Annotated in this window: 25 protein-coding genes; 19 read left to right on the top strand and 6 right to left on the bottom strand. The window is 62.8% G+C overall.

Translation table 11 applies throughout. The annotated features are described in order from the left end of the window. Nucleotides 1–19: 19 nt before the first annotated feature. Nucleotides 20–463, bottom strand: coding sequence for a GNAT family N-acetyltransferase (locus AC6H4Z_RS00450; protein ID WP_497544756.1), 444 nt, complete (start codon nucleotides 461–463; stop codon nucleotides 20–22). Between the two features lie 169 nt (nucleotides 464–632). On the opposite strand from AC6H4Z_RS00450, the gene AC6H4Z_RS00445 reads away from it, so the two are divergent. After that, nucleotides 633–1,514, top strand: coding sequence for a hypothetical protein (locus tag AC6H4Z_RS00445; RefSeq protein ID WP_497544755.1), 882 nt, complete (start codon nucleotides 633–635; stop codon nucleotides 1,512–1,514). An 8-nt stretch (nucleotides 1,515–1,522) separates the two neighbouring features. After that, complete coding sequence (locus AC6H4Z_RS00440) at nucleotides 1,523–2,419, top strand: phosphodiester glycosidase family protein (protein ID WP_497544754.1); 897 nt, start codon at nucleotides 1,523–1,525, stop codon at nucleotides 2,417–2,419. On the opposite strand, the gene glnA is transcribed toward AC6H4Z_RS00440, so the two are convergent. Beyond that, nucleotides 2,420–3,784, bottom strand: coding sequence for a type I glutamate--ammonia ligase (gene glnA / locus AC6H4Z_RS00435; RefSeq protein ID WP_497546995.1), 1,365 nt, complete (start codon nucleotides 3,782–3,784; stop codon nucleotides 2,420–2,422). It lies immediately after the preceding gene. A gap of 191 nt (nucleotides 3,785–3,975) precedes the next feature. On the opposite strand from glnA, the gene AC6H4Z_RS00430 reads away from it, so the two are divergent. Beyond that, nucleotides 3,976–5,847 carry an outer membrane protein assembly factor BamB family protein gene (locus AC6H4Z_RS00430; protein WP_497544753.1) on the top strand — a complete coding sequence of 624 codons (1,872 nt, stop codon included), beginning with the start codon at nucleotides 3,976–3,978 and terminating at the stop codon, nucleotides 5,845–5,847. 7 nt (nucleotides 5,848–5,854) lie between these two features. Here the strand turns inward: AC6H4Z_RS00430 and AC6H4Z_RS00425 are convergent, their stop codons facing one another. Beyond that, entirely contained in the window at nucleotides 5,855–6,703 is an 849-nt protein-coding gene (locus AC6H4Z_RS00425; RefSeq protein ID WP_497544752.1) for a LytTR family DNA-binding domain-containing protein, read from the bottom strand. Nucleotides 6,704–6,821: 118 nt separating this feature from the next. On the opposite strand from AC6H4Z_RS00425, the gene AC6H4Z_RS00420 reads away from it, so the two are divergent. From AC6H4Z_RS00420 to AC6H4Z_RS00410, 3 genes are read left to right on the top strand one after another with little or no spacing between them, the layout of a single operon-like run. Continuing rightward, entirely contained in the window at nucleotides 6,822–7,265 is a 444-nt protein-coding gene (locus AC6H4Z_RS00420; protein WP_497544751.1) for a CBS domain-containing protein, read from the top strand. Between the two features lie 46 nt (nucleotides 7,266–7,311). Further along, nucleotides 7,312–8,115: a double zinc ribbon domain-containing protein gene (locus AC6H4Z_RS00415; protein WP_497544750.1), complete on the top strand. Its 804-nt coding sequence runs from the start codon at nucleotides 7,312–7,314 to the stop codon at nucleotides 8,113–8,115. Next, complete coding sequence (locus tag AC6H4Z_RS00410) at nucleotides 8,112–8,942, top strand: menaquinone biosynthesis family protein (RefSeq protein ID WP_497544749.1); 831 nt, start codon at nucleotides 8,112–8,114, stop codon at nucleotides 8,940–8,942. Before AC6H4Z_RS00415 ends, AC6H4Z_RS00410 begins: the two co-directional genes overlap by 4 nt. Nucleotides 8,943–9,011: 69 nt before the next feature. On the opposite strand, the gene AC6H4Z_RS00405 is transcribed toward AC6H4Z_RS00410, so the two are convergent. Then, entirely contained in the window at nucleotides 9,012–9,581 is a 570-nt protein-coding gene (locus AC6H4Z_RS00405) for a hypothetical protein (protein ID WP_497544748.1), read from the bottom strand. Nucleotides 9,582–9,797: 216 nt separating this feature from the next. Here AC6H4Z_RS00405 and AC6H4Z_RS00400 point away from each other — a divergent pair, with 216 nt between their 5' ends. The 3 genes from AC6H4Z_RS00400 to AC6H4Z_RS00390 all read left to right on the top strand — a co-directional run bounded on the left by AC6H4Z_RS00400 (nucleotide 9,798) and on the right by AC6H4Z_RS00390 (nucleotide 11,848). After that, nucleotides 9,798–10,475, top strand: a complete 678-nt coding sequence (locus AC6H4Z_RS00400) for a hypothetical protein (protein WP_497544747.1) — start codon at nucleotides 9,798–9,800, stop codon at nucleotides 10,473–10,475. A gap of 103 nt (nucleotides 10,476–10,578) precedes the next feature. Continuing rightward, nucleotides 10,579–11,307, top strand: coding sequence for a sensor histidine kinase (locus AC6H4Z_RS00395; RefSeq protein WP_497544746.1), 729 nt, complete (start codon nucleotides 10,579–10,581; stop codon nucleotides 11,305–11,307). Continuing rightward, complete coding sequence (locus tag AC6H4Z_RS00390; RefSeq protein WP_497544745.1) at nucleotides 11,300–11,848, top strand: MerR family transcriptional regulator; 549 nt, start codon at nucleotides 11,300–11,302, stop codon at nucleotides 11,846–11,848. Before AC6H4Z_RS00395 ends, AC6H4Z_RS00390 begins: the two co-directional genes overlap by 8 nt. A 5-nt stretch (nucleotides 11,849–11,853) precedes the next feature. Here AC6H4Z_RS00390 and AC6H4Z_RS00385 read toward each other — a convergent pair whose 3' ends face one another. After that, the gene (locus tag AC6H4Z_RS00385) at nucleotides 11,854–13,149 is read right to left on the bottom strand and encodes a phospholipase D-like domain-containing protein (protein WP_497544744.1); all 1,296 of its coding nucleotides are present in this window, start codon (nucleotides 13,147–13,149) and stop codon (nucleotides 11,854–11,856) included. Nucleotides 13,150–13,238: 89 nt separating this feature from the next. Here AC6H4Z_RS00385 and AC6H4Z_RS00380 point away from each other — a divergent pair, with 89 nt between their 5' ends. The 7 genes from AC6H4Z_RS00380 (at nucleotide 13,239) to AC6H4Z_RS00350 (ending at nucleotide 20,521) form a co-directional block, all read left to right on the top strand. After that, a complete protein-coding gene (locus AC6H4Z_RS00380) occupies nucleotides 13,239–13,946 on the top strand; it encodes an SDR family NAD(P)-dependent oxidoreductase (RefSeq protein WP_497544743.1) in 708 nt (235 codons plus the stop codon). Next, a complete protein-coding gene (locus AC6H4Z_RS00375; protein ID WP_497544742.1) occupies nucleotides 13,943–14,791 on the top strand; it encodes a replication initiator protein A in 849 nt (282 codons plus the stop codon). Before AC6H4Z_RS00380 ends, AC6H4Z_RS00375 begins: the two co-directional genes overlap by 4 nt. Nucleotides 14,792–14,836: 45 nt before the next feature. Then, entirely contained in the window at nucleotides 14,837–15,034 is a 198-nt protein-coding gene (locus AC6H4Z_RS00370; protein WP_497544741.1) for a hypothetical protein, read from the top strand. 69 nt (nucleotides 15,035–15,103) lie between these two features. Further along, complete coding sequence (locus tag AC6H4Z_RS00365) at nucleotides 15,104–16,717, top strand: S41 family peptidase (protein ID WP_497544740.1); 1,614 nt, start codon at nucleotides 15,104–15,106, stop codon at nucleotides 16,715–16,717. A 9-nt stretch (nucleotides 16,718–16,726) separates the two neighbouring features. Next, complete coding sequence (locus AC6H4Z_RS00360) at nucleotides 16,727–17,743, top strand: TolB family protein (protein WP_497544739.1); 1,017 nt, start codon at nucleotides 16,727–16,729, stop codon at nucleotides 17,741–17,743. Nucleotides 17,744–17,879: 136 nt separating this feature from the next. Next, complete coding sequence (locus AC6H4Z_RS00355; protein ID WP_497544738.1) at nucleotides 17,880–19,313, top strand: AAA family ATPase; 1,434 nt, start codon at nucleotides 17,880–17,882, stop codon at nucleotides 19,311–19,313. Next, on the top strand, nucleotides 19,310–20,521 hold the full coding sequence (locus tag AC6H4Z_RS00350; RefSeq protein WP_497544737.1) for a tetratricopeptide repeat protein: 1,212 nt from the start codon (nucleotides 19,310–19,312) through the stop codon (nucleotides 20,519–20,521). Before AC6H4Z_RS00355 ends, AC6H4Z_RS00350 begins: the two co-directional genes overlap by 4 nt. Before the next feature lie 5 nt (nucleotides 20,522–20,526). Here the strand turns inward: AC6H4Z_RS00350 and AC6H4Z_RS00345 are convergent, their stop codons facing one another. Continuing rightward, entirely contained in the window at nucleotides 20,527–21,672 is a 1,146-nt protein-coding gene (locus tag AC6H4Z_RS00345) for an aldo/keto reductase (protein ID WP_497544736.1), read from the bottom strand. A gap of 105 nt (nucleotides 21,673–21,777) precedes the next feature. Here AC6H4Z_RS00345 and AC6H4Z_RS00340 point away from each other — a divergent pair, with 105 nt between their 5' ends. The 3 genes from AC6H4Z_RS00340 (at nucleotide 21,778) to AC6H4Z_RS00330 (ending at nucleotide 25,140) form a co-directional block, all read left to right on the top strand. Then, nucleotides 21,778–23,829, top strand: a complete 2,052-nt coding sequence (locus AC6H4Z_RS00340; RefSeq protein ID WP_497544735.1) for a M1 family metallopeptidase — start codon at nucleotides 21,778–21,780, stop codon at nucleotides 23,827–23,829. A 102-nt stretch (nucleotides 23,830–23,931) separates the two neighbouring features. Next, nucleotides 23,932–24,684 (top strand): acyl-CoA desaturase, encoded by a 753-nt coding sequence (locus AC6H4Z_RS00335; RefSeq protein WP_497544734.1) that lies wholly within the window; start codon nucleotides 23,932–23,934, stop codon nucleotides 24,682–24,684. Nucleotides 24,685–24,864: 180 nt separating this feature from the next. Then, the gene (locus AC6H4Z_RS00330; protein WP_497544733.1) at nucleotides 24,865–25,140 is read left to right on the top strand and encodes an oxidative damage protection protein; all 276 of its coding nucleotides are present in this window, start codon (nucleotides 24,865–24,867) and stop codon (nucleotides 25,138–25,140) included. Nucleotides 25,141–25,161: the final 21 nt, after the last annotated feature.

Genomic DNA, 25,161 nt, shown 5'->3' with positions numbered 1-25,161 from the left:
GGTTCTATGCTGACTCGATTCATGGAGACGGAAAGTCCTTGCCGTATCGGCGACCGGTGTGTGCGTACGAAAGTTTTTCGTAAAACGCGTGCGCCCCAGCGCGACTGAGTGCCGTCGTCACGTTGATGCGGTGACTCCCACGCTCCTGCGCCCACGCCTCGGCAGTTTCGACGAGCGCCCGCCCAACGCCATGCGCCCGGCTTGCTTCGTCGACCACCAGTAAGGTGAGTTGCGCGATCGGTGCTTCGTGATTCATCGTGAACCGGAGATGAATCGTCGCCAGGCCGATGACGTCGTCACCCTGGGCGGCCACGAGGGCGCGCGCATTCGGGTCGTCGCCAATTCGGGCGACGCGCGCCGGCATCGCGCTCGAGGTGGTTGGATATCCAAGCTGCGAACAAAGTCTGGCGAGCGCTTCGGCGTCGTCCGCCCGCGCGTCGCGCACAGTGAGAGCCTGAGTCATTTGGGACCAAGAGAGAAGGACCGCGTCACGCGGCACACCTGAGGTTGTACGCCGTCGTGCCGCTATGCAAGCGGCGCGTTAAGCGGCCAGTAAGCGGGCTCCCGTATCTAGTATCCAGCAACTCGTTCTCGACCCAATCGCAACGCTAGACACCAACCGATCCAGGACCATGCGCATCTCATCCGTCGTCGCCTGCGCCGTACTGCTCGCCGTCGCACCCAACGCCGCCTCCGCCCAGATCGGCGGACTCGTTCGAAAGGCCAAGGACGCTGCGGCGGCCAAGGCTGAGAGCAAGGTTGTCGACAACAGCCGCCTCAAGCCGTCCGCCAACTTTGGCCCCGAGCTTACCGAAGCGTCGCTCGACGCGGTGATTCGCGGACTCGCCGCTGCGCAAGCCAAGCTCAGCCAGGCCGACCAACTCCGCAGCGAACGTCAACGTCTCGACGCCGATTGGGCCAAGTCGTCGTCAGGCCACGAGAAGGAACGGGAGGCGTACGACACCGCGAAGCGAAAGGCCGAGGTCTGCCAGGACAGCGTCATTCACGCGCGCAGCGAAGCCGCGCAGCTGGCCTTCCAGCAAAAGATGATGAATGACCCCGCCGCTCAGGCCAAGATGTCCAAAGCGGCCATGGAGTTGGGGCAGAAGTCTGCAGCGCTCCAGGCAAAAGGCGACACGGCCGGCATGCGAGTTCTCATGCTGGACCTCGCGAAGGCACAGGGCATCGATCCCAAGGGTGACTCCACCGTTGCCGTCAAAACCTGCGGCGCACTCGCACCAAAGCCGGCTTGGCTCGCCGAGCAAGAAGCATTGCGCGATCGCTCGACGAAGCTCGATTCGCAGATTCGCGAATCCGAAAGCGGCGCACAAAGCGCCGGCGTTGCTGCGAGCGGCATGTCCGCCAGAGAGTACGCCATGGCGCGCGAGCGTGTTTTGCACTGGAGCATCGAAGCGCACGGCGGCTCGCCCATTCAGGTCTTCGGCGGCGACGAGCGCAAGCTGCTCGACTCGCGTCGCTCCGATATCGAGAAGTACCGCAAAGCGCTCAACTGAGTTCTCGAATGCTCCGTTCCGGTTGGATCGCGGCCGTGCTCTCGGCGGCCGCGATGTCGCTTCCGAATTCGTCGCTCGCCGTGCGCCGCGACGGCGCATGGCATGTCTGGTGGACGGCCGCCAACGCGCCAACGCGTTGGCAATCCGGTGACACCGCATCGCTTGGTCGCATTGCTTGGCGGTCGGCGTCTAGCGGCGTCGAATGGACGGAAATGGTCTTCGCCGGGAGTGGCGAAGCGTGGCGAACCCGCGTCATCGTCGCACGCATCAATCCTCGCGACGTGACACTCCGACTCGATACAGCCTTTGCGCGAGATGGTGCGCCATCGTGGACGGTCGATCGCACTCGATCGACGCCTGTATTCGCGGTGAACGCCGGCCAGTTCTTGCAGACCATGCCATGGGGTCGCGTTGTTCTCGACGGATCGCAGTGGCTCGCCGCCGGATCCGGACCTCTATCGAGCACAGTGCTCATCGACTCGAGTGGGACACCGCGCATCTCGCACTCCCCCGGCGCTGCGACCGCATCGGCGGCGTGGGCATTTCAATCGTACCCTACGCTGCTACGCGCCGGTGAAGTCCCGGCCGAGCTCCGCGGTGATTCGCGAATGATTGACGTCGAGCACCGCGACGCGCGTGCCGCCATCGGCATCGATGCGAACGGGCGAGTCATTGTCGCGCTCACGCGCTTCGACGCGCTTGGCTCGACGCTAGGCTTTGTCCCATTCGGACTCACGACGCCAGAAATGGCCGCCGTGATGGGCGCGCTCGGTGCCCGCGACGCCGTCATGCTCGACGGCGGAATTTCCGGACAGATGCTGATTCGCGACGCGACCGGAGTTACGCACACCTGGCGTGGGGCGCGTGCCGTGCCGCTAGCATTGGTCGCCGAGCGACGCCGCTAGTTAGTACTTCGCCAGGTAGCTATCGAGCTCCCACGCACTCACCTGCGTGATGTAGTCGCGCCATTCCTGCCGCTTCGCTTCAACAAAGTTCGACGTGATGTGCTTGCCGAGTGCCGCAGTGATCACATCGTCCTTTTCCAATTCGTCGAGCGCTTCGTTGAGGTCGTGCGGCAGATCATCGATTCGCAGGCGACGCTTTTCGCGAAAGCTCATTTCCCAGATATTCTCGTTCACCGGTTCGCGATAATCGGCCTTCGTTTCAACGCCGTCGAGACCTGCGGCGAGCATTACCGCGAGCGCGAGATACGGATTCGCTGCCGGATCGGGTGAGCGCAGTTCGACACGCGTGCCCGGTCCGCGGCGATCGGGAACACGGATGAGCGGCGATCGATTGCGCATCGACCATGCGACATTCACCGGCGCTTCGTAGCCGGGAACGAGCCGCTTGTACGAATTCACGAGTGGATTCGTAATCGCACACATCCCACGTGCGTGTCGCAGCAAGCCACCCACATAATGAAGCGCTGTCTTCGACAACTCCCACTCCGCCTTGGGATCCCAGAACGAGTTGTCCTTTCCCTTGAAGAGCGACTGGTGCGTGTGCATGCCGCTGCCGTTCTGCCCAAAGATTGGCTTTGGCATGAACGACGCGAGCAGACCGAACTGCGTCGCAACGTGCTTCACCACGAAGCGGAACGTGGCGATGTTGTCCGCGGTCTTCAGCGCGTCCGCGTACCGGAAATCGATCTCGTGTTGGCCGTGCGCCACTTCGTGGTGCGCGGCTTCCACCTCGAATCCCATGCGCTCGAGCGTATCGACCATCGCACGCCGCGCGTCCTCGCCCAAATCTGCCGGCGCAAGATCGAAATACCCGCCGACGTCATGCGTCGTCGTGCTCGCCGCGCCCGATGTGTCGGGCTTGAAGAGGAAGAACTCCGCTTCCATGCCGGCGTTCATGACAAAGCCCATCGACTTTGCCTTCGCCAACACGCCCTTCAGCGTTCCACGCGGATCTCCAGGAAACGGTTTGCCGTCCGGAGTGTTGATGTCACAGATGAGTCGGCAGATCCGATTGTCCTGATCACCCCACGGATAGACGAGAAACGTGTCCAGGTCCGGCGCGAGGAGCATGTCCGACTCTTCGATGCGCACAAAGCCTTCGATCGACGAGCCGTCGAACATAATGTCGCCGGCCAGCGCTTTCTCGAACTGTGACGACGGAATTTCGACGTTCTTGTTGATGCCAAGAATGTCGGTGAACTGTAAGCGCATGAACCGGACATTGAGCTTGTCGGTGAGCTCCAGAATGTCCTTCTTCGATGCGCCGCTTGTGTCCGGCGTCAGTGAACGCGTGCGAGTCGGCAGAATAGCCTCGGTTGGATCGGTGGACTGTACGCTAAGGCTCGTCCGGCGCTGTTGTAAAGCAGCACTTCGCTGCGCAGTTCACCACAAAACCCTCTCCGTTCACCACCGATCCGCTTTCGCGCGCTTCTTCGGGGTTGCGACACCATGCACCAAACTTGGAGATTGGCCGCCGATTTCTCCCGGAGCTTTCGGTGTCCTCGAATTTTGCGAATCCAACCACGCGCGCTCGCCTAACGACCTTCGCGCTTCTCGGCGCGTTTGTCTGCGTTGTGTCAGTAGGCGCACTAGCGCAGTCGGTCACACAGCAAGCCGCTCAGCCCGCAGCGACAGCGTCATTCCGCGGAGGACCGGCGCACGCCGGCGTTTACGTTGGCGGTGCGTCGACCCTGCTCGGACTTCAGTGGCGCTTCCTGACCAATGGCGACGTCATCTCATCCGCCGCCATCGTCGGCAACAGCGTTTACGTCGGCAGTGGCGACGGAAGCATGTACGCTCTCGATCGATCGACCGGCGCCAAGCTCTGGCGCTTCGCCGCGGGATCCCCCGTGTCGTCTTCGCCTGCAGTCGCCGATGGCGCAGTCTTCTTTGGCACTTACGATGGTCGCTTCTTCGCCGTCGACGCGCGCACGGGTGCGCTTCGCTGGAAGCTGTCCACCGGCCCGGTCATCCCTTTCCCGTGGGGACACGAAAGCGGCGATCGCTACACGTCATCGCCTACGTCGGCGAATGGGTTCGTCGTCTTCGGCGCTGGCGACGGACAGGTGTACGCCGTCGATGCGGGTTCGGGCAAGGTTCGCTGGCGCGCAAGCACGGGTGGTCGAGTGCGCGGAACGCCGGCTGTGGCCAACGGACTTGCGTTCGTTGGCTCGTTCGACGGACGCGTCTACGCATTCGATCTCACCAACGGCAAGCAACGCTGGCGCTACGACACCGAAGGCGCCACGCTGCATTCAGAGAACTATGGTTTCGATCGGCGAAGCATTCAGTCGTCGCCGGCCGTCTCGAACGGCGTTGTCTTCATCGGTGCGCGCGACGGTTTTGTCTACGCTCTCGACGCCGCCACCGGATCGCTGCGCTGGAAGTACGACCATCAGATTTCGTGGATCAACAGCTCGCCGGCTGTTGCCGATGGTGTGGTCTACGACGGTAGTTCCGATCGCCAATTCGTTCAGGCGCTCGACGCCGCGACTGGACGTGAACTGTGGCGTACCGACGTAGGCGCAATCGTTTGGTCGTCCCCCTCAGTTGCCGGCGATCGGCTCTTTGTCGGCGATGGCGCTGGGCGCCTGCACATGCTCGATCGGCACACCGGAAAGTCGCTCGCTGTGTTCCGCACGGGCTCGCAGGTTTTCAGTTCGCCCGTCGTCTCCGGTGATCTCGTCGTCTTTGGCAGCACCGACGGCGGTGTGTATTCGCTCCTCCTGACGAACGGCCCCGTGGTGCAACGCGCCGTCTATCTCGATTCGCTCTACGTACCTCCCAGCGGCCCGAGTCGATCGGTCGAAACCGCGACGTATCTCTCACGTCGCGGCTACGCGGTCCTCAATCCCAAAGCCCTCGAAGAATTCTTGCGCGCTCGCACTGCCGACAAACAACCCAGTGTCGTGGTTTTCGCCACCGATCACATCCCGGCATCGCTGAGTGCCGGCACGCCGCGCGCGTCGCTCGTGCGACAATACCTCGACGCCGGCGGCAAGATCGTGTGGACCGGTGTGCCGCCGCTGCTCTGGTCGATCGATTCCGCCGGAAAAGGCCCGTCGCTGTCCGACTTCAAATGGAACGCTCCGACTGAGCTGCTAGGCGTATCGCACCAAGCCGCGATCTTCGATCCGCGTGGTGTGACGACGAACGACGTTGGCCTTCGCTGGGGATTGCCACGACGTTGGCGAGCTGCGTTCGGCGTCGAACAATCCGGTCCCACCGTCGTACTCGCAACGGACGAATGGGGACTCGCTGCTGGTTGGGTGAAGAACTACGGTGGCCCCGAAGGCACCGGCTTCGTTCGCGTCCCGGACGACGATCTCGCGATCTACCTCGCCGCGGAATATCGTCCGCGACGTTGATCTCGCCTCAGAGCACGACGCCGAGCGCTTCTTCGAGCGCTTGGCGTCGGCTGCGCGCCACGCGCACGACGCGCCCCGAGTGGAGTACGATGGCCTGATCGCCGCGCATCAGCGGTTGTACTTCGCGAATCTTCGCCACGTGCACGACCGCCGATCGATGCACCCGTACGAAGCGCCGCGCGTCGAGCCGCGCTTCCACGTCGCTGATCCGCTCGCGTCCTTTATAGTCTCGCGTCGCCGTATGCACGACGACGTGATTGTTATCCGCTTCGATCCACTCGATGTCGTCGGGTGCGATGAGATGCACGCGATTCCACTCGCGAATCACCAAGCGCAATTCTTCGACGACGACGGGGGCATCCTCGAGCGTTGGCCCGTCGTTGATTGCAGCGACGACAGGAGGCGCAAACAATCGATGTCCGATCGCGACCATCACGCAGTAGGAAATGATCGCTGTTGGATAGTACGTCGCGATGCCGAGCGCCGTATTCGCAACGAACTCCGCCCAACCAGCTCGCACGAATAGCGGTAGCCGAATGATGACGTTCGTCGCCAGCACAAAGCCGGTGCCAAGCGTCAGGTGAATCACTGCGTGCCGCAAAGCATTCGGCGCACGAACGGGAAACCGCTTCGCCGAGCGAAGGACGAATGGCGTCGCCAGTGCCCAGAGTCCGATCATCCACGCGTCCATGAACGCGTCGGAGAATGTCGGCGCACTCCCCACAGCTCGACGCGCGATCATGCGAAGGACCGCGGCAACGACGCCAACCGTCAACCACACGAGCGCCGTCCATGCGACTTCTCGTCGCAACGGCAACGATGCTCGATCCGACTCGAGGCGCAGCGGCAGCGTCATTCGCGTCAAGCTAGCGCGCGGTCTCGTCGCTCGCATCGCTGTAGCGCTCGCCTGACGACAGGCATACGGATTGCCCGAGCTCTGCTTTCAATTTGCAAACACTCGAGGCGAGAGACCTATGAAGATTCAGGATATCATGACGCGCGACCCAGCGAGCGTCACCCCGGAAGCCACCGTGCGCGAAGCCGCCCAGATCATGCTCCGCGAGGAAGTCGGCATCGTGCCGGTCGTCGCCGGATCGGGCGACAACCGATTGGTCGGCGTGATCACGGACCGCGACATCGCGATTCGTTGCGTGGCCGAAGGCCGCGACAGCAGCTGCAAGGTGCGCGATGCAATGAGCAGCGGCGAACTCACCACCTGCGGCCAGAGCGACGACGTTGCCTCGTTGATGCAGGCCATGCGCACCGAGAAGGTGCGTCGCATTCCAATCGTCGATGAACGCGGCTCGCTCCTTGGCATCGTGGCCCAGGCGGACGTCGTCCTCAAGACGAGCGACGCTCAGCAGGCCGGTCGCACTGTCGAAGGCATTTCGGAGCCCGGCGGGCGACACGCGCGGTAGTTCGACTGGACCGGGCACTCGTCGGTGAAGCTGTGTACCTTTGGGAATGGCTTCTCCTTCACCCGTTTCGTCCTCATCCAAAACGGCGCAGTGCCCGGCCTGCGGCGCAGCCGCTGCCGGGAAGTTCTGTTCGAACTGCGGTTCGCCCTTCGCCGGCGCCACCTGTGGCGCCTGCGACGCCCCACTCAGTCCCGGCGCGAAGTTCTGCCATCGATGCGGAACAGCTGCCGGCGCTGAAGGCCGCCCCGAGCAGCGGAGCTTCTCGTCCGCGCTTCCCTGGGGCGTAGCCGCCATCGCGCTTGTTGCTCTCATCGCTCTCATCGCCGGTCAGCGCTTCGCGCGCTCCACGTCCGACGCGGCTCCGCCGCAAGCCGACGCATCGGCCGGCGCTGCACCCTTCGCCGGATCGGGCAGCGGTCGTCCGCCCGACATCAGCCAAATGTCGCCCGCCGACGCGGCGGTAAAGCTGTACAACCGCGTCATGGGTGCTCACGAGCGTGGTCGGGCCGACACGGTGCAGATGTTCGCGCCCATGGCGATCACCGCGTACCAGATGATCGGCACCCTCGACCTCGATCAGCGCTACGATCTTGGCCGGGTCGCCGCGATCTCGGGCGACGAAACGCTCGCCCGCGCACAGGCCGACACCATCCTCGCCAGCAACCCAAAGCACCTCCTCGGTCTCATTCTCGCCGGCAACGCCGCGCGAATGCGCAAGGATGCTGCAGCCGAGCGGTCGTATCACGACAAGCTCGTTGCCGCAGTGCCGACCGAACGCACGAAGCAATTGCCCGAGTACATCACTCACGAGAACGACATCACGATCGCCCTCGACGCCAAGCGTCCATGACCACGATTCACGTTGCTCACAGTCCGGACTCGGACGACGCATTCATGTTCTATGCGCTCGCCTCCGGCAAAATCGATACGGAAGGCCTCACCTACGTTCACGAGCTCCAGGACATCGAAACGCTGAACCAACGCGCGCTTCGTGGTGAGCTCGAGGTGACGGCCGTTTCGATTCACGCCTACGCGTACCTGTCGGATCAGTACGCGCTGCTCCCGCACGGCGCCTCCATGGGTGACCGCTACGGACCGCGCCTGGTCGCCAAGACGCCGATGACGCGCGCCGATCTGAAGGGAAAGCGTATCGCGATTCCTGGCCCGCTAACCAGCGCGTACCTCGCTCTCCAGTTATTCGAGCCTGATTTCATCGCGGTCCCGACCCATTTCGATCAGATCGAAGACGCGGTGATCGCTGGAACGGTCGACGTTGGACTCCTCATCCACGAAGGCCAACTCACCTTCGCCGACAACGGCCTGCACCTCATCCAAGACCTCGGCGAATGGTGGTTCGGCGAGACCGGCCTACCCCTCCCACTCGGCGGCAACGTCGTTCGGAAGGATCTTGGACCGGAGATGACCGCAAAGATTTCGCGCCATCTTCATGACAGTATTGCGTATGGATTGCAGCATCGCACGGCGGCTCTCGACCATTCCATGCAATACGCTCGAGGCCTCGATCGGTCCAAGGCCGACACCTTCGTCGGGATGTACGTCAACGACTGGACCCTCGACTACGGCGATCGCGGCCGACAGGCCGTTCGCCTTTTCCTCGAACGCGGCGTGCAAGCAGGGCTGATCAAGAAGCCAGTAACCGTCGAATTCGTCGATTGAACCGAGTCAGCCCCAGTGACAACAAAGGCCCCGAGCATCCGCTCGGGGCCTTCGACTTGGTGCCATCACTCAGCCGCCTGACCGACCGTGATCGTGGTGGTCATGGTGCTCATGATGGTCGCCATGCTCGTGATGATGATGGTCGTGCGAATGGCTGTGTGAGTGTGACTGCTCGTGGCTCTGCGCGTGGCGCACCCACTCCACCACTTTCGCAATTCGCTTCCCCGTCGCACGAGCCCTTCCCTCAGGATCATCCACACCGAGAGGCTCGGTGACGATGATTCCACCCAACCGAGCCACACGACCAAGCAACGTCGTGTTGTCGCCGCCGAGTACCGCGAACACCGTGTTCGCAAAAACGCCAATCGGCGGAGTGCTCTCCAGCGCAGTCAGTAACGCGTCGAGTTCCGCCGGCGCCTCACCTGCAGCCGGCGCAGCGAGCACCACGCCATCGTAGTCCTTCAGACGCTCGGCCGAATCGAGCGACTTGTGTCGTTTGCCCGTGGTTGGCTCGTGTGATGAACCGGCGCGCACGTCGACTTCCGTGAAGCGAACAGCCTTCGCGCCATCAGCCGCCGCTTCAGCCAATGTTGACGCGGGACTCTCGACGCCGTAAAAGAGCACGATGACTTTCGGCATGCGCATTTCCTCCAACGTTCACGTGAACCACTCCGTCTTATCCTTGACGAAGTGCTTGGCTCAGTATACTAAGGCGTTGATAACAACGACTGCGTGATACGCGTGTGCGTGGCAGGACTCAAGCTGACGATCTGTTGCACGACGAGTGGCGCCGCGACCGCGGTCGGCCGACGAACCTTTGTTAATCGATGATCACACAACCCTCAGGAGGCGGGCATGCCGCGAGGTGACGAGTTGCGCGAGGAGTTTCGATTCTCGGATCGAGACGATGATGTCGACGATCTGGGATACGGGAGCGGTGGTGGCGGTAGCTCCTCGTACGACGACGACGACGAGGAAGACGGCGGCTGGATGACTCACAAGGACGATAGCGACGACCTGTGGGACAGCACCGACGAGCCGGACGATGACGAAGAAGAGCCGGCGGCCGTCGAAGCCGTAGAAGAAGACGACGATGACAGCGATCCGTTCGGTGGCGCCCCGCGCCGTCCGGGCCGTCCCGGACGTCCGCCAAAGCCCAAGTCCGCAGCTCCTGCAGCTGCTGCTGGACTAGCCGCCTCCGCCGCGGCGAAGCCGGCCGCAGCAAAGCCCGCCCCAGCCGCGAAACCGGCAAAGGCGCCGGTTGCGAAGGCAGCTCCATCAGCCAAGCCTGTTGCAGTCGCCAAGGCTGCTCCGGCCAAGCCGGCGGCAAGAGCGGCGGCGAAACCTGCGGCTAAGCCCGCGGCAAAGAAGGCCGCCGTGAAGAAGGCTGCGCCAAAGAAAGCCGCACCGAAAAAGGCAGTCGCGAAAAAAGCAGCCAAGCCCGCGAAGAAGGCGAGTGCGAGCAAGGCTGCGAAGAAGCCAGTGAAAAAGGCGGCGCCCAAAAAGCCCGCCGGCAAGAAGAAGCGCCGCTAGTCGCGGTAGTCCTTTCCTCACAACGGCAGCGAGGCGTCGGCATGCGCTTCGCTGCCGTTGTGTTTCTGGTTTCCCCGCACGCCCGTGACGGGTAATATCCACCATGACCGCCGCCGAGCCTGACCTCGGATCGTCTACCGCCAAGCCGTCACGCGCTCCTCATCGCGAGCGCGTAAAGGCGTCGCAGGACATGGCTGCTGCGCTTGCACACGAGCTGCGCGGCCCGGCGTTCGGCATTACCTCCGCCGCGCAATTGCTTCGCTATCGCATCACCGATGATCCTGTCGTCGAGAAGAACATCGGACGGATCATGCGCGAAGCCGAACGACTCAACGCACTGGTCGCCACGCTCCTCGAATACGGGCGGCCCGAGCCAGTCCAACTGACGCGTGCAAACCCGGACGACGTCTGGACGAGGGTACTCACCGACCATCGCGGTGCTCTCGAAGCAAAGGCGCTTCTCGCCAAGCACACACCCGCGGAACCGTGCGTGGTCTGCGATCTCGACGCCGAACAGCTCGGCCAGGCTTTTTCGAACGCGCTCATCAACGCGATCGATGCCGCGCCCGAAGGAACCGACCTCGCGATCCTTTCCTCGTCCGCCATCGACGGTGCATGGCAATCGTCGATCACGAACGACGGCGCTCCGGTAGCCCCTGAGACGCTCGCGCGGGTCTTTGAACCGCTCGTCAGCACCAAAACGGGACACGCAGGTATCGGCCTCGCGATCGCACATCGCGTACTTTGCGATCATGGCGGCGCGATCTCTTTCGAAAGCGCGCAGCACCTCGGTACCACTCTGACGTTCAAGCTTCCCGCCAGTCATGGCTGACTCACCTATTGCTCTTCTCCGCGCTCACGCGCGTCATGCTCCCTGGAACGCACGTGGCCTCGCGGCCCACGTGACAGCCCTCGTCGATGCCGCCGGCGTTCGTCCAACGAATGCCTCCGCGCGCGCCGCGCCGAGTGCACGTTCGATTCGCTTTTATGTCGCCAACGGCCTGCTCGCTCGGCCGGAGGGCACTGGCACCGCGGCCACCTACAACTACCGGCACTTTCTTCAGCTCCTCGCGATCAAAATCCGCCAGCGCGAGGGAGTGACGCTCGACATCATCAAGAGGGAGATGGTCGAGCTCACCGGCGACGCGCTCGAGCGCCGCGTAGCGACGTCACTCGCGGCCGCGCTTGGCGCAACGGTCGAGACGCGGCGTCAGGGCACCGACAATGACCCGTCGGCGAGCTGGCGGCGCGTCGCCGTGGCCGACGGCATCGAGCTCCACGTTCGCGACGACTCCCCGGCGTCGCGCGACGAAGCGCTCATCGCCATGCGCGAGGCGGTGCGCGCGGCGCTCGGTCGCGAAGATATCCGATAGTCGGGCTAGAGCAGGCGCGAAAGCAGGGTCGCGCCTCGCTCGAGCATCCTCGACCAGCGCGAGCGCGTGCGGAATTCATCGAGTTTGATTTCCTTCGCGTAACGCAGGTCGTCGAGAAACACCGAATCCATCTGCGCGCCAAACGCGTGATCGAGAACGACGAGATTCGACTCGTTGTTGAACGCCATCGACCGGTTGTCGAAGTTCATGGATCCGATCGACGAAAAGACGCCGTCGGCAACGATGGTTTTGGAGTGCAACATCGTCGGCTGGTACTCGAAGATCCGAATTCCACGACCCAGCATTTCCTCGTAGCGGTCGCGGCCGGCGTACCACGTGGTCTTCACATCGGTCTTCTCGCTCACCGTAAGGATTCGCACGTCTACACCGCGTTGAACTGCGCGCTCGAGCAAACGCCGAAAATCATCGTCCGGCACGAAGTACGAGTTCGTGATATAGAGCGTCTTCCGCGCACCACTCATCGTCAGCGCCAGGAATCGCTCGGCGGGTGTGCTCCCCGTCGTAGGCGCCGCGTAGAGGAGACCAGCGTGCGTCGGTCCAACCTCCTGGAATCCCGCCTCGGGAAAGAACAGCGCGCCGGTGATCAACTCTCCAGTCGCTTCCGCCCAGGCCGCCGAAAACGCCGCCTGCAGTGCCATGACTGCTGGTCCGGAGAAGCGGACGTTCGACTCACGCCACTGATCTTCGTGGTGTCCGTCGCCCAACCAATAGTCGGCGAGGCCGAATCCGCCCGTGTAGCCCACGCGCCCATCGACCACCACGACGCGCACGTGCGACCGATCGCTCGCGTTGTGAATCGTGAACCAGTGCAGCGCACGCAACCGCGCCACCTCCACGCCGGCATCGCGCAGACGTTTGACGTACTCGCGCGATAGGTGCTGCGATCCGAACGCGTCGATGAGAAACAGAACGCGGACCTTTGCCCGCGCTCGCTCTATCAAAATCGCAGCGAGCGTGTCCGCCACCTTGCCGGGTAGCGAGTAGTACATCTGGACGGTGATCGTCCGCTTCGCCGATCTGAGATCCTCCCACAGCCGCGGGTACACTCCGTTCCCATTCAGCAGCTGTTCGACCTGATTCCCCGGAAACATATGGGTCCCGGTGAACAGCTCGAACGTTCGCTCAAACAGCGAATCGCCGACTGCCGGTGGGCCGCTCCCGGAGAGCGTGACGACGGATCCGACGGGCGTACCGCGTGTCACCGTCAGCGCACCGATGAGAGCGAGCGCGAGAACGGCGAAAACGAGGATGACTTTGCCGATGCGCTTGAGTCGTGACATGGCTGCCGACGTACGTACACACAGACCATGCCACGCCGAGTTCGGCTCCCGGTTTGCGGGCATGGGCACGTCACCGCCATGCTTATCCCATGGATTCTGACTCGACTGTCGTCCTCACCGGCGTGGGTGGGGCGGGGCAGGTCGGCGAAACGGTCGCCGCCGCCTTCGGTAAACTCGGCGCATCGCTTGTCCTCGTTGATCGAACCGCGGAGAAGGTCGAAGCTCGCGCGTCGGAACTGGCAAAGGCCGGCTACGCTGCCCGCGCGTATCCCTGCGATCTCACGAACGCCGCCGACGTCGCCTCGCTCGTAGATCGCGTGAGGCGCGATCGTGGAGACCGCGTGCACGCACTCGTGCACATGGCCGGCGGATTTGCCATGAGTGGTCCCGTCGCCGACGCCACGCTCGACGTGTGGAATCGGCAGATCGCCATCAACCTCACTACGACCTTCCTCACCACACGCGCGTTCCTGCCGATGTTGCGACGCGCACGTGGCTCGATCGTTCTGTTTGCTGCACAACCAGCCCTTCCTGGGAAGGCTGGACCGAACATGTCCGCGTACGCCGTCGCGAAGAGTGGTGTCGCGTCGCTCATGCGTTCGATCGCCGCTGAGGAGCGCGCGAACGGCGTGCGAGCGAACGCGCTCGCGCCGATCGCCATTCGCACAGCGACCAACGTCGCCGACATGGGCGACGACGCACGGTACATCGAGCGAGAACAGGTGGCCGACGCGGTCGTCTTTCTCTGCTCGAGCGCGGCGAGTGCGATCAACGGCGAACTGATTCCGCTGTCATGACGCTCGCCGCGAAGCGGCGCTCGGTGACGCGCGCGGTCCTTCTCGACCGCGCGCTCGAAGAACTCCCGCTCTTTCGTTTGAGCGACACTTCGGACGACGCGGCGATCTCGTATACCAACGCCGACGGCGGGCGCTGGCGCGTGCTCGCGAATCCCGGCGATCGACTCCCCGGCACTTTCGACCAGGACGTGTACGTCGAGTTGATGCGGCGCTACCAGGAAGCGGGGGAGCCGCAGGACGGAGCACTGTCGTTCACGCTTCACGCCTTCCTGCGCTCGATCGGCCGCCATGTTGACGGCCGAACATACGAACAGCTTCGCGGCTCGCTCACGCGCCTCGAACGGACGGTGCTGCAGTCGGAGCGTAGCTACTTCGACGCGGCGGTGGCCGAGATGGCCGACATCCGCTTCACGCTCCTCAGCTCGGTCATGATCGAGCGACGACGATCGACCGAGCGAGATCAGCTCGCTCTTTTTCCCGCGATGGTCGCCGCCGAGCCCGGTGAAGCACGAGTCGTGATCTCGCCCATCGTCCGTCAGAACGTTCGAGCTCGTCACGTCGTTCAGCTCAGCGTCGCACGATACCTCTCCCTGCCGTCACCCGTCGCCCGGCGGCTCTACCGCCTCATCGAGGTCGCTCGCGCCGGGGGCGTGCTCGCGTGGCGTGTCTCTCTCGACCATCTCCGCGAACAGCTACCACTCAACCAGCGTTATCCGTCGCACTTACAACGAGTTCTTCAGCCGGCCCACGACATGCTCAAGGCCACTGGAGTGATTCGTGAGGCGGTCGTTCGTCAACAGCAACGGGAGTGGTTCGTCGATTACATGTTGGGCAGGAAACAATAGGCCGTCCGAACTGCCACGCCTTGGCAGGGTACTACGTAGAGACCTATGGCCACCAAGCTCGACAAAACGATTCGGCGCGAAATCGAAATCGACGGTGAGTCGTTCACGATCGCCGTTTCACCGGACGGTCTCCGCCTGACGAAGAAGCGTTTTCGCTCCGGCGTGGCCATTTCCTGGAAATCGCTTTGGGGTCGCCACGTCGGCGAGGCCTCCTCCTTGCCTGAATCACCCGACGAACGTTGAAGCCCTCCCGGCGGCAGGCTGTTCCGGTCCGAGTTATCGTTTAGAAACAACATCACGCTGGACTTACGCATGCTACGCTCTCGAAAAATCGCGCTCATTGGCGCACTCTGCGTTCCCGTCTTCGCGGGCGGCTTCCTTCTTCAGAGCCGCGGCCAGCGCGAGGGCGCGCAGCTGCTCGATCAGGTCATGTCGCTCGTCAGCGATCGATACGTCGACACGCTTCCGACAGCCGACGTGTTCGAGAAGGCGGCCCGCGGACTGGTTCGAGAGCTCAACGATCCCTATAGCGAACTGCTCACTCCAAAGGATTTGAAGCAGTTCAACAGCCGCACCGGCGGTCGCTACGGCGGTCTCGGTATGCTGATCGAAGAAGATCCGCAGACGCATCTCATCACCGTCGCGCAGGTCTATCCGAACACACCAGCCGAAGCCGGCGGAGTGCGCGAAGGCGATCGTATCATCAAGGTCGGGCCGCTAACCACTCAGGGCTGGACCATCACCAACGTGTCCGACTCCCTCACGGGAATCATCGGTACCAAGGTGAACGTGACCTTCTCGCGTCCAGGCGTTCCCGCACCGATCAATGCGAACTTCACGCGCGCCGAAATTCACATTCCGGCGGTCCCATTCACGCTCTCGCTCGGCAACAAGATCGGCTACATCCCGCTGCAGACGTTCAATGAGAATGCTGCCGACAACGTCGCCGCGGCGATCAAGCAGTTCCAAGCGCAGGGCGCTCGAGGCATCATCCTCGACCTCCGAGGCGATGGCGGCGGCATCCTGACGCAGAGCCTCGAGATTGCGAACATGTTCCTGCAGCCGGGCGCGCAGATCGCGGCGGTCAAGGGACGCGAAGGTCCGCCGTCGGTCGAGAACGCCAAGGCCACGCCGATCGCCCCATCTATCCCGTTGATCGTGATGACCGACGAACGCACCGCGTCCGCGTCGGAAATCGTCACCGGCGCACTCCAGGACCACGACCGCGCACTCGTCGTCGGCCAAACGAGCTTCGGAAAGGGCCTCGTCCAGGGCGTCTACAACCTCGACGGCGGCTACGCGCTCAAGCTCACGACCGGCAAGTGGTTCACGCCGAGCGGTCGTACGATCCAGCGCCCGCGCAAGTTCGTGAATGGTCAGTTCGTCGAAACACCCGCCGACACCAACGAGACGAACACGAGCAAGAAAACGCGTCCGGCGTATAAGTCCGACGGCGGTCGCGTGGTCTACGGCGGCGGCGGCATCACACCTGACGTCATCGTTCAGGACGACACGCTGAGCACCCCGGAACAGCAGTTCACCAAGGCCGTCGCTCCGAAAGGCCAGGACTTCGTCACCGTCCTAACCGACTACAGCATGGAGCTGGCAAAGACGGCGGGTGCGAACTTCACCGTCCAGCCGGCGTGGTTGAACGAGTTCTACACGCGCCTGCAGGCTAAGAACATTCCGGTCGATCGCAAGCAGTTCGACGGAGCGAGCCGCTACGTGAGCCGCCTGCTCGAACAGCGCGTCGCGCACTACGTCTCGGGCGATTCGACGGCCAAACGCCGCGACCTCGCTTACGACGCACCGCTTCGGAAGGCGATCGAGCTGCTCGACAAGAGCACCTCACAGCGCGACCTATTCGCCATGGCCGGCGAGACCCTGACGTCGACCACGCATACCGCGCCGCCGAAAAAGCCCTAGATTTTGAGGATGCGAACTCTACCTCTCACCGCCGCCGCGATTCTCGTGGCGGCGGTTGTGCTTTCGGGCGCTCGCCCAGCCGCTGAGCCCCATCTCGCGAACATCAAGCAGCTCACCTTCGGTGGCGACAACGCCGAAGCGTACTTCAGCCACGATGGTAAGCGTCTGATCTTCCAGTCGACACGAAACGGACGAACCTGCGACCAGCAGTTCGTCATGAACGTCGATGGCTCGAACGTGAAGCGCGTGTCGACCGGTGGCGGCAAAACCACCTGCGGCTACTTCTACGACGGCGACAAGAAGATCTTCTTCGGCTCGACCCACATGGCCGACACCGCCTGCCCGCAGAAGCCAGATCCGTCCAAGGGATATGTCTGGGGTCTCGACCCCTACGACATCTTCAGCGCCAATCCCGACGGCTCGGGACTCAAGCGGCTGACGAACTACGGCGTCTATACAGCCGAAGGCACGCTGTCGCCCGACGGCAAGCGCATCGTGTTCACGTCGCTCAAGGATGGTGACCTCGACATCTACACGATGAACGTCGATGGCACAGACATCAAACAGCTGACGAAACAGAAGGGTTACGACGGCGGTCCCTTCTTCTCGCACGACGGAAAGAAGATCGTCTACCGCGCCTGGCATCCGACGGATACGGCCCTGACCAACTATCAGGACCTGCTCAAACAGCGGCTCGTGCGGCCCAACCGAATGGAGCTCTGGATCATGAACGCCGACGGCACCAACCAGCACCAGATCACCAACCTCGGCGGCGCCAACTTCGGCCCGTATTTCACGCCCGACGACAAGCGCATCATCTTTTCGTCGAACTACAAGAATCCGCACAGCCGCAACTTCGAGCTGTATCTCGTGAACCTCGATGGAACCGGCCTCGAACAGGTGACCGACGACCCCGAGTTCGACGGCTTCCCCATGTTCAGCCCCGACGGCAAGAAGCTCGTATGGGCATCCGGTCGCACGGTGAAGGAAGGCGGACTCAATTTGTTTATCGCCGACTGGAAGTAGAGCCGCCTGTAACGGTTTGAAGGGCAGTCCTAAAGTTTTTGCCGAACCGCATCGCAATCGTCTGTGGAGTTGAGATGCGGTTTTCCGAGCAACATCGACTGCATCGCCACCGGTCGGACATCGACGGGGCGCTACCATGTACGAGCAGTTCTTCGGGCTGAAAGACAAGCCGTTCTCACTCACGCCCAACACGCGATTCGTTTACCCCTCGACACTGTTCAAAGAAGTCGAGGGGCAGCTTCTCTATGGCATCGGCAATCACGAAAGCCTGATGCTCGTCACGGGAGCCACCGGCACAGGCAAAACAACGCTCTGTCGCGCCCTGGTTGAGAAGCTTCAGAATGAGAAATCTCCGGCTGCGCTCATTTCGCACCCGTTCGTCACGGGAACCGAGCTGCTCGTCGCACTGCTGACGGCATACGGCGTAAACGTCCCCGACGACGGCTCGCACATCGAGCTGCTCGATCGTCTCACCCAATTCGTCCTCGCCAAACACGCGCTTGGAAAGACGTGCGTTGCCGTCTTCGACGAGGCACAGCACCTCAGCGCAGACGCGTTCGAGCAGATCCGTGTCCTCACGAATCTCGAAACCGACGCGGAAAAACTGATCCAGATCGTCTTGGTCGGTCAGACCGAGCTGCTCGCGATGATCGCGACGCCGCGGCTCGCGCCGCTCAACCAGCGCGTGTCGATCCGATGCTCGCTCGGCGAGTTCGACGAGAAAGAAACGAGTCGTTACGTCCATCATCGGCTCGAGATCGCTGGCGCCGCTGGCGAGATCGAGCTGAGCGCCCGCACGATGAATGAGATCTATCGCGGCTCACACGGCGTTCCGCGACTCATCAATCTCATCGCGGATCGCGCACTGCTAGCGGGCTACGCGTCGCAAACACGCGACATCGAACCACAGCACGTTCGTAAAGCGCTCGCCGCACTCCGTGGCGAGGACTCCGAAGCAGCAACGAATCGCCCCAACAACGGATGGCGGCGGCGTTTCGTCGTGGCGGCAGGCATCGCGGTTCTCGCCGTCGCCGTCACGGGCGTTTCGCTCTGGTCGCGACTTGGCGCAACGACTCCCGAAGACATGTTGTATCGGCGCGCGACGATGGCTTACACCGCGAACGAAGCTGAGCGAGATCTTCGCGCGTTCGTCGCGAAGTATCCGCGCTCGACGCGCGCGCGCGATGGACTCATGCGTCTCGCACAGCTCGAGCTCTCACGGGGCGATCGCGCCGCGGCAATCGAGCATCTGACGCAACTCGCCCAACTCGTTCCATCGGGTGTGGAGCATTCGCGCGCAGTGGTGCTCACTGCGCTCACGCATCTCGACGGCGCCGATACCACGGCCGCCTGTTCAACGATCTCGCCCGACCTCGCCTCCTCCGCGGCGGCAGACTCAATGCTGTCGCGACGCCTGACCGACGTATCGTCGCTCTGCGCTGGCCGAAACGCTCCCGTCACCACCACGGCATCCGTGGATTCCATCGCACGCCGAACACCGGCGCCGATTCCGCAATCCGTCGTGAATGTTGGCGCTAAGCGCGATGAGGTCGTCGGGGCAAAGCCATGAGTCTCATTGGCGATGCGCTCAAGGAAGCGACCCGCGAGCGAGTCGCCGAGTCCGTTCGCCGCCCGACCAAGCCGCTCGCGCAGTTCGTCATTCCAAGTCCGCGTCCGTCATCCCATCGCCGGAGTCGCGTACTCGGGATCGCGGCCGTCACGCTAGTCACTGGCGCGTCCGTCGTCGTCGGCGCCACGCTGTCGCTCCGAACGCACGGCACGATAGTCATCCCGTCGCTGTTCGATCACGTACCGGCGGCTCCTGTCCTCAAGGTGAGCCCAGTCATCGTTCCGCCGACACAGCCGCCAAAAACGGTCGCTCCATCAGCGCAGACGCCTCAGAAAGCCGCGGTCCCTGCCGTCGTCAAATCGGCGGCGCCCGTTGTGGTTCCCCCAGTTGTCGTTCCCCCAGTTGCCACTCCTCCGGTTGCCACACATACGGTCGCCGCTACGCCGGCCCGCACGGCTAGCGGTATCACTGTGGCGCATCCAAAGCCTGATTCGACCGTGAAGGCAGCGGTCACCAAGCCCGCGCCGATCACGAAACCAGCCGAAACAGGAATCGCTCAACAGGGAGTGGCTCGCGCCGTCGTTCAACCGGTAACACAATCCCCGCCGCCCGCGGCAACCGGTCCGCACGCCGTCGACTCGCTGTTCAAACTCGCCTACGCGGCGCACATGCGCGGCGATCTCGACGCGGCGAACGGTCTATACGAGAAAACGATTGCGACGCAATCCGCTCCATCCACTGCGTACAACGACTACGGCGCGCTCTTGAAGCAGCGCGGCGATGCGTCCGCCGCGACAGAGATGTTTCGCCAGGCCATTGCCCACGACAACACCAACGTCGACGCATGGGTCAACCTTGGCGACATTCTCAGCGCGAGTGGTGAACACAGCGACGCGCTGTCTGCGTTCGCGCGAGCGAGCCAACTCGATCCTTCACGCGTCGCCGTGAAAACGCGGCTGGCCACGCAGTATCAGGCAATCGGCGACATGACAACCGCTCGCCAATTCTTTGAAGACGCCGTGAAGCTCGACCCGAACGAACCCGGCGCGCACTACGCGCTCGGATTGTTCCTGCAGTCGCAGCGTGAACTGCCTGGCGCAATTCGCGAATACGAGCGCTTCGTCGATCTCGCCGCGGACAAATATCCGGCGACTACGATTTCCGACGTCAAAGGGCACATCGTCGCGCTGCGAAAGCTCGCGCCGTAACCTCGCTACGACGCGGTCGGCCGCCGTCGCACTCCGTCGAGATTCTCAGCGACGTGCGCCAACTGTTTCATCCCCACGAGCGCTGTCGTGATCCCCGGAATCGATCTGGTGAACTCGATCGCGCGCTGCGCGTCGGTCGTAGCACCGGGAAAAGCGTCATGTAGCGCCTGGGGCAGCCCTTGAGTCAGTCTCGATTGCATGAGCGACGCGCTCGCCATCACCGTCAGACCTAACTCGGCTGCCGCTTCGACGACGGTTACCATGCGCCCGCCAGGCCCAATGGCTTGAGTCGGGCTTCTGACCGCGTCCGGCATCGCGAGGTTGACCGGAACCTGCACGGCGCGGAAGTGATGGCCGTCGCCTGCCACTTCGCGCGCCAGAGCAACGAGCTGCTCCAGACTCAGATAGCCGCTCGTGCCGGGCGGAATGCGGAGCTCGTCCCACGTTGCGCAGCCATAGACGCCGATCTCGCTTCTCGACACTGCCTCTTCCAGCACTCCGAAGGCCGCTCGGAGTCGATTTTGCAGCTCGGACGCTGGCTCACTCGCAACTGAATGACCAGGGTTGTGGACGTAATAGATGTCTATAGTGCGCAGCCCGAGGTTTTGTCGGCTCTTGGCAATGCAGTAACGAAGAAAGCGTGGTGCCAGACTGTGACCACCACCAACGATCTCATCGGCCTGCAGGATTTGCTGATCGATGAATTCCCGGCGAACGTATCGCTGATACTCCTCCCGGGTCGCTGGCGGGGTCCGGTCCAAGGGGATATATCCGCCCTTGGAGCACACCACGAGTTCGTCGCGGGACGCCATCCCTGATGCGAATACTTGCTGGATCGCCGCACCAATGGCGCGCTCGGAACGCTGGCCGCGATAGTTGATCGCGGTGTCGATCAGGTTGATACCGGAACCGATCGCCGATTGTACCGCGGCTTCATACGCGGCATCGTCCGCGTCGGTTGTGTCGCCGAGGTAGGTACCAATGCCGATCGACGAAACCGTCGGGCCGAATGTTGTGGCACGAAAGAAGTCCGGCGCGAACTGCTCGGCAAAGCGCGCGCGAAATCTCTCGGTGCCGGCTTCCGAGGCCCGAAGCACGGTAGCGTCGATGCCGGTGTGTGGCGCGAGTGAAGTGGGTGGTCGCTTTGGCATGGACACATACAGTCTTACGCGTGCGCCGCTGTCGTGGCAAGTGAAGACTGATGCACTTGAAGGCTGTTCGAGCTCGTTCACACCGTCATCATGGGGAATGACCACGTGAAGCGTTCACTTGTGCTCGCCCTGCTTTTCACAGCAGCAGGCTGCTCGTTACACCGGCCCAAAATCATGGTGCCGATGCGCGTGGATTATCCGCCCGCTGGTGCGAGTGTCCCTGCGCCAACGATTTCGCGCCCGGTCGCCACCGTGCTCGACGATCCGCTTCGACGGCTCGATCGCACCGACTGGCCTGGCCCCAACTCGCTTCGAACCGGCGCCGGCGCTCCCGGCCCCGACTATTGGCAGCAGCGCGCGGACTACACCGTGGTCGCTACACTCGACACCGGCAGCCACAGCATTCGTGGCACAGTGAGCATTCGCTACACCAACAATTCGCCAGACACACTCCGCTTTCTCTGGATTCAACTCGATCAGAATCTCTACCGTCCCGGCAGCAAGGGAGCCGCGCTGTTCGCCTCCGAATCACGATGGGGGGTGCGTGGCTTTCGCGGTGGCTATGACCTCACCGGCCTTCAGGTAGACGGTCGCGGCGTCGTCGGCAAAACCGACGACACGATGATGAGGATCGACCTCGAGACGCCGCTGCTCCCACACGGCGGAAGAACGAACATCGGGATGCAGTACACCTTCGCCGTGCCCGATCACGGTTCGGATCGAATGGGCCGAGACAGCGCACTGTATGAAATCGCTCAATGGTTCCCTCGCATGGCGGTCTACGACGACGTCCGCGGTTGGAACACCGATCCATACCTCGGTCAAGGCGAGTTCTATCTCGAGTACGGCGACATCGACTACTCGGTGACCGTTCCCGCGGGCTACGTCGTTGCCGGGAGCGGCGTGCTCCAAAATGCGCCCGAAGTGCTGACGTCCGCGCAAACCGAGCGACTCGGTCGTGCGTCGAAATCGGCGGGTGTCGTTCAGATCATCACGGCCGACGAAGCCGCGGCTGCGAAGCGCCGCGCCGTATCAGGAACGAAGACCTGGCGCTTCCGCGCCGAGCGTGTCCGCGACGTCGCGTGGTCGGCCGCCCCGGATTTTCGGTGGGACGCCACTAGCTGGGACGGTGTCCTCACGCAGGCGTATTACCAATTTCCTAAAGCCGGTCGCGCCTGGGAATCGGCCGCCGAGCAAACTCAGTGGTCCATTCGCACATATTCGGAACTGTGGATGCACTACCCGTATCCACAGGCAACGTCCGTCGCCGGCCCGGTCGCTGGAATGGAGTATCCCATGTTCGTCATGGTGGGCTACGGCAGCGAGAACCCAGCGTCGATTTTTGGTACCATCGATCACGAACAGGGACACCAGTGGTTCCCGATGATCGTCGGATCGAATGAGCGCCGGTACGCGTGGATGGACGAAGGCTTCAACACCTATCAGAACGCTTTCTCCAACGAACGGCGCACGCCCGGCACCGACGCGTTTCCCGATTATGTCATGAGTTGGCGGCAGGTGGTCGACGACGGCACGCAGTCGCCGCTCATGACACCTCCCGATCGCATCGACGCATCCGCACTCGGCGCAATCGCCTATCGCAAACCCGGCGCGACGCTCCTTACGCTTCGCGACGCAGTGGTCGGCCGTGAGACGATGGATCGCGCAATGCGCGAGTATGCGCGTCGCTGGGCGTTCAAGCATCCCACTCCCGGCGACTTCTTCCGGACAGTCGAGAACGTTTCGGGAGAGGATCTGTCGTGGTTCTGGAATTCGTTCTTCTACGGCACAAGCGTGCTCGACATTGCAATCGACGGCGTTTCGATGAGACAGGGCAACGGTGAGAGCCTGGCGGAGATTCACCTACGCCGCGTGACAAGCATGCCTTTCCCCGTTTCCATCCGGCTCAAACTCAATGACGGCACGACGCAGGACTTGAAGTTTCCCGTCGAGATCTGGACGCGAAGCGACCGTTATACCGCAGTCCTTCCGGTTAGTCGCCCCGTCATTGGTGCGCGACTGTGGCCAGACGCTCACGTCCCAGACTGGAATTCCTCGAACGACACATGGGGTGATCCTCCTGCGGCGGACAAGCCGTCGCCATCGACGTCCGGCGGAATTGTTCCACCTATTCCACCGATGCCAATTCGACCATAGTGGCGCTCGCTGTAGGGAAATCGTCCCGATGGCAGCCGGTCCGGACGACGGTTAGATTGAACTGCTCGACGACCCTCCCTTCCGTTTTTTGGAGTTACGGCAATGCCGGGATTTGGCCTTTGGGCATCGCACTGGTGGATGCCCGTCCTGTTCATCGTGATCGCCGGGCACGTCACCAACGTCTGCGTCACGCTCTTTCTTCACCGTGCTCAGACGCACCGTGGGCTTCGCCTCCACTACATCGCGGCGCTCCCCATGCGGCTGTGGCTGTGGCTGACGACCGCCATCGTGACCAAGGAATGGGTTGCGTGCCACCGAAAGCACCACGCCTTCGCTGATCGCGAAGGAGACCCGCACAGCCCGATCGTCGAAGGGCTGCGCAACATCGTCTTCAAGGGCGCGTTCTATTACCGCAAGGCGGTCCGTCAGCCCGGTATGCTTGAGAAGTACGGAAAGGGCACGCCGAACGACTGGATCGAGCGCCATCTCCTGAGCCGCCTCAATTGGCTCGGCATTCTGTTCATGCTCGCCATCGACGTCTACCTGTTTGGCTTCTTCGTTGGCCCGGTCGTCTGGGGCGTTCAGATGCTCTGGATTCCGTTCTGGGCTGCCGGAATCGTTAACGGCGTCGGCCACGCGCTTGGCTACCGCAACTACGACGTGAAGGACGAGAGCCGGAACATCTCGCCCATCGCCATCTGGCTCGGCGGCGAGGAGCTCCACAACAACCACCACGCCGACCCCAAGTCTGCGCGCTTTGCCGCCCGCTGGTTCGAATTCGACATCGGCTGGCTCTACATCCGCGCACTGCAGTTCCTGCGTCTCGCCAAAGTCGATTACGCCCGAGGACACTGAGCCACCGGCTCACAATGGTTCTCGGCTAAGTCCCTCCGGGATTCAGGTCCGAGGTCAGAGTCATGCAGGGCCCGTCGGAAATCCGGCGGGCCCTGCGCGTTTCTGTTGTCCGCGGACCCCAGACCCGAGACCTGTGCCCTGCTCCACCGCTACTTTTCAGCTACTAACTGGAGCCTTCTCATGGACATTACCTGCACTCGCTGCGGCCAAACAAAGCCGGCGTTCGAGCGCCCCCCATTTCCCGGTGCAATCGGGCAGCGGATCATCGCGAACATTTGCCAGGACTGCTGGGGCCTGTGGCTGCGTCAGCAGACCATGCTGATCAACCATTACGGCCTGAACGTGATGGACCCTCAGGCGCGCAGCTTTCTCAAGCAGAACATGGACGCGTTCCTCTTCAAGTCAGGCGCTGAAGAGGACGTCGACACGACCAAGAAGGGAACGATCCAGTGGTAGCGAAGGAAGGGATGCGGAGTG

Source organism: Leucogemmata humicola (assembly GCF_055379415.1).
The sequence above is the reverse complement of the archived record's forward strand: the minus strand, read 5'-3'. Positions and strand labels throughout refer to the sequence as shown.

Excerpts from the sequence above, each read along its gene's own strand:
- AC6H4Z_RS00410 (WP_497544749.1), top strand. The coding sequence starts at position 8,112 with ATGACCACGATTCACGTTGCTCACAGTCCGGACTCGGACGACGCATTC.
- AC6H4Z_RS00445 (WP_497544755.1), top strand. The coding sequence starts at position 633 with ATGCGCATCTCATCCGTCGTCGCCTGCGCCGTACTGCTCGCCGTCGCA.
- AC6H4Z_RS00450 (WP_497544756.1), bottom strand. The coding sequence starts at position 463 with ATGACTCAGGCTCTCACTGTGCGCGACGCGCGGGCGGACGACGCCGAA.
- AC6H4Z_RS00440 (WP_497544754.1), top strand. The coding sequence starts at position 1,523 with ATGCTCCGTTCCGGTTGGATCGCGGCCGTGCTCTCGGCGGCCGCGATG.
- AC6H4Z_RS00425 (WP_497544752.1), bottom strand. The coding sequence starts at position 6,703 with ATGACGCTGCCGCTGCGCCTCGAGTCGGATCGAGCATCGTTGCCGTTG.
- AC6H4Z_RS00375 (WP_497544742.1), top strand. The coding sequence starts at position 13,943 with ATGACGCTCGCCGCGAAGCGGCGCTCGGTGACGCGCGCGGTCCTTCTC.
- AC6H4Z_RS00390 (WP_497544745.1), top strand. The coding sequence starts at position 11,300 with ATGGCTGACTCACCTATTGCTCTTCTCCGCGCTCACGCGCGTCATGCT.
- AC6H4Z_RS00330 (WP_497544733.1), top strand. The coding sequence starts at position 24,865 with ATGGACATTACCTGCACTCGCTGCGGCCAAACAAAGCCGGCGTTCGAG.
- AC6H4Z_RS00380 (WP_497544743.1), top strand. The coding sequence starts at position 13,239 with ATGGATTCTGACTCGACTGTCGTCCTCACCGGCGTGGGTGGGGCGGGG.
- AC6H4Z_RS00370 (WP_497544741.1), top strand. The coding sequence starts at position 14,837 with ATGGCCACCAAGCTCGACAAAACGATTCGGCGCGAAATCGAAATCGAC.
- AC6H4Z_RS00395 (WP_497544746.1), top strand. The coding sequence starts at position 10,579 with ATGACCGCCGCCGAGCCTGACCTCGGATCGTCTACCGCCAAGCCGTCA.
- AC6H4Z_RS00355 (WP_497544738.1), top strand. The coding sequence starts at position 17,880 with ATGTACGAGCAGTTCTTCGGGCTGAAAGACAAGCCGTTCTCACTCACG.
- AC6H4Z_RS00350 (WP_497544737.1), top strand. The coding sequence starts at position 19,310 with ATGAGTCTCATTGGCGATGCGCTCAAGGAAGCGACCCGCGAGCGAGTC.
- AC6H4Z_RS00345 (WP_497544736.1), bottom strand. The coding sequence starts at position 21,672 with ATGCCAAAGCGACCACCCACTTCACTCGCGCCACACACCGGCATCGAC.
- AC6H4Z_RS00415 (WP_497544750.1), top strand. The coding sequence starts at position 7,312 with ATGGCTTCTCCTTCACCCGTTTCGTCCTCATCCAAAACGGCGCAGTGC.
- AC6H4Z_RS00385 (WP_497544744.1), bottom strand. The coding sequence starts at position 13,149 with ATGTCACGACTCAAGCGCATCGGCAAAGTCATCCTCGTTTTCGCCGTT.
- AC6H4Z_RS00335 (WP_497544734.1), top strand. The coding sequence starts at position 23,932 with ATGCCGGGATTTGGCCTTTGGGCATCGCACTGGTGGATGCCCGTCCTG.
- AC6H4Z_RS00420 (WP_497544751.1), top strand. The coding sequence starts at position 6,822 with ATGAAGATTCAGGATATCATGACGCGCGACCCAGCGAGCGTCACCCCG.
- AC6H4Z_RS00405 (WP_497544748.1), bottom strand. The coding sequence starts at position 9,581 with ATGCCGAAAGTCATCGTGCTCTTTTACGGCGTCGAGAGTCCCGCGTCA.
- AC6H4Z_RS00360 (WP_497544739.1), top strand. The coding sequence starts at position 16,727 with ATGCGAACTCTACCTCTCACCGCCGCCGCGATTCTCGTGGCGGCGGTT.
- AC6H4Z_RS00400 (WP_497544747.1), top strand. The coding sequence starts at position 9,798 with ATGCCGCGAGGTGACGAGTTGCGCGAGGAGTTTCGATTCTCGGATCGA.
- AC6H4Z_RS00365 (WP_497544740.1), top strand. The coding sequence starts at position 15,104 with ATGCTACGCTCTCGAAAAATCGCGCTCATTGGCGCACTCTGCGTTCCC.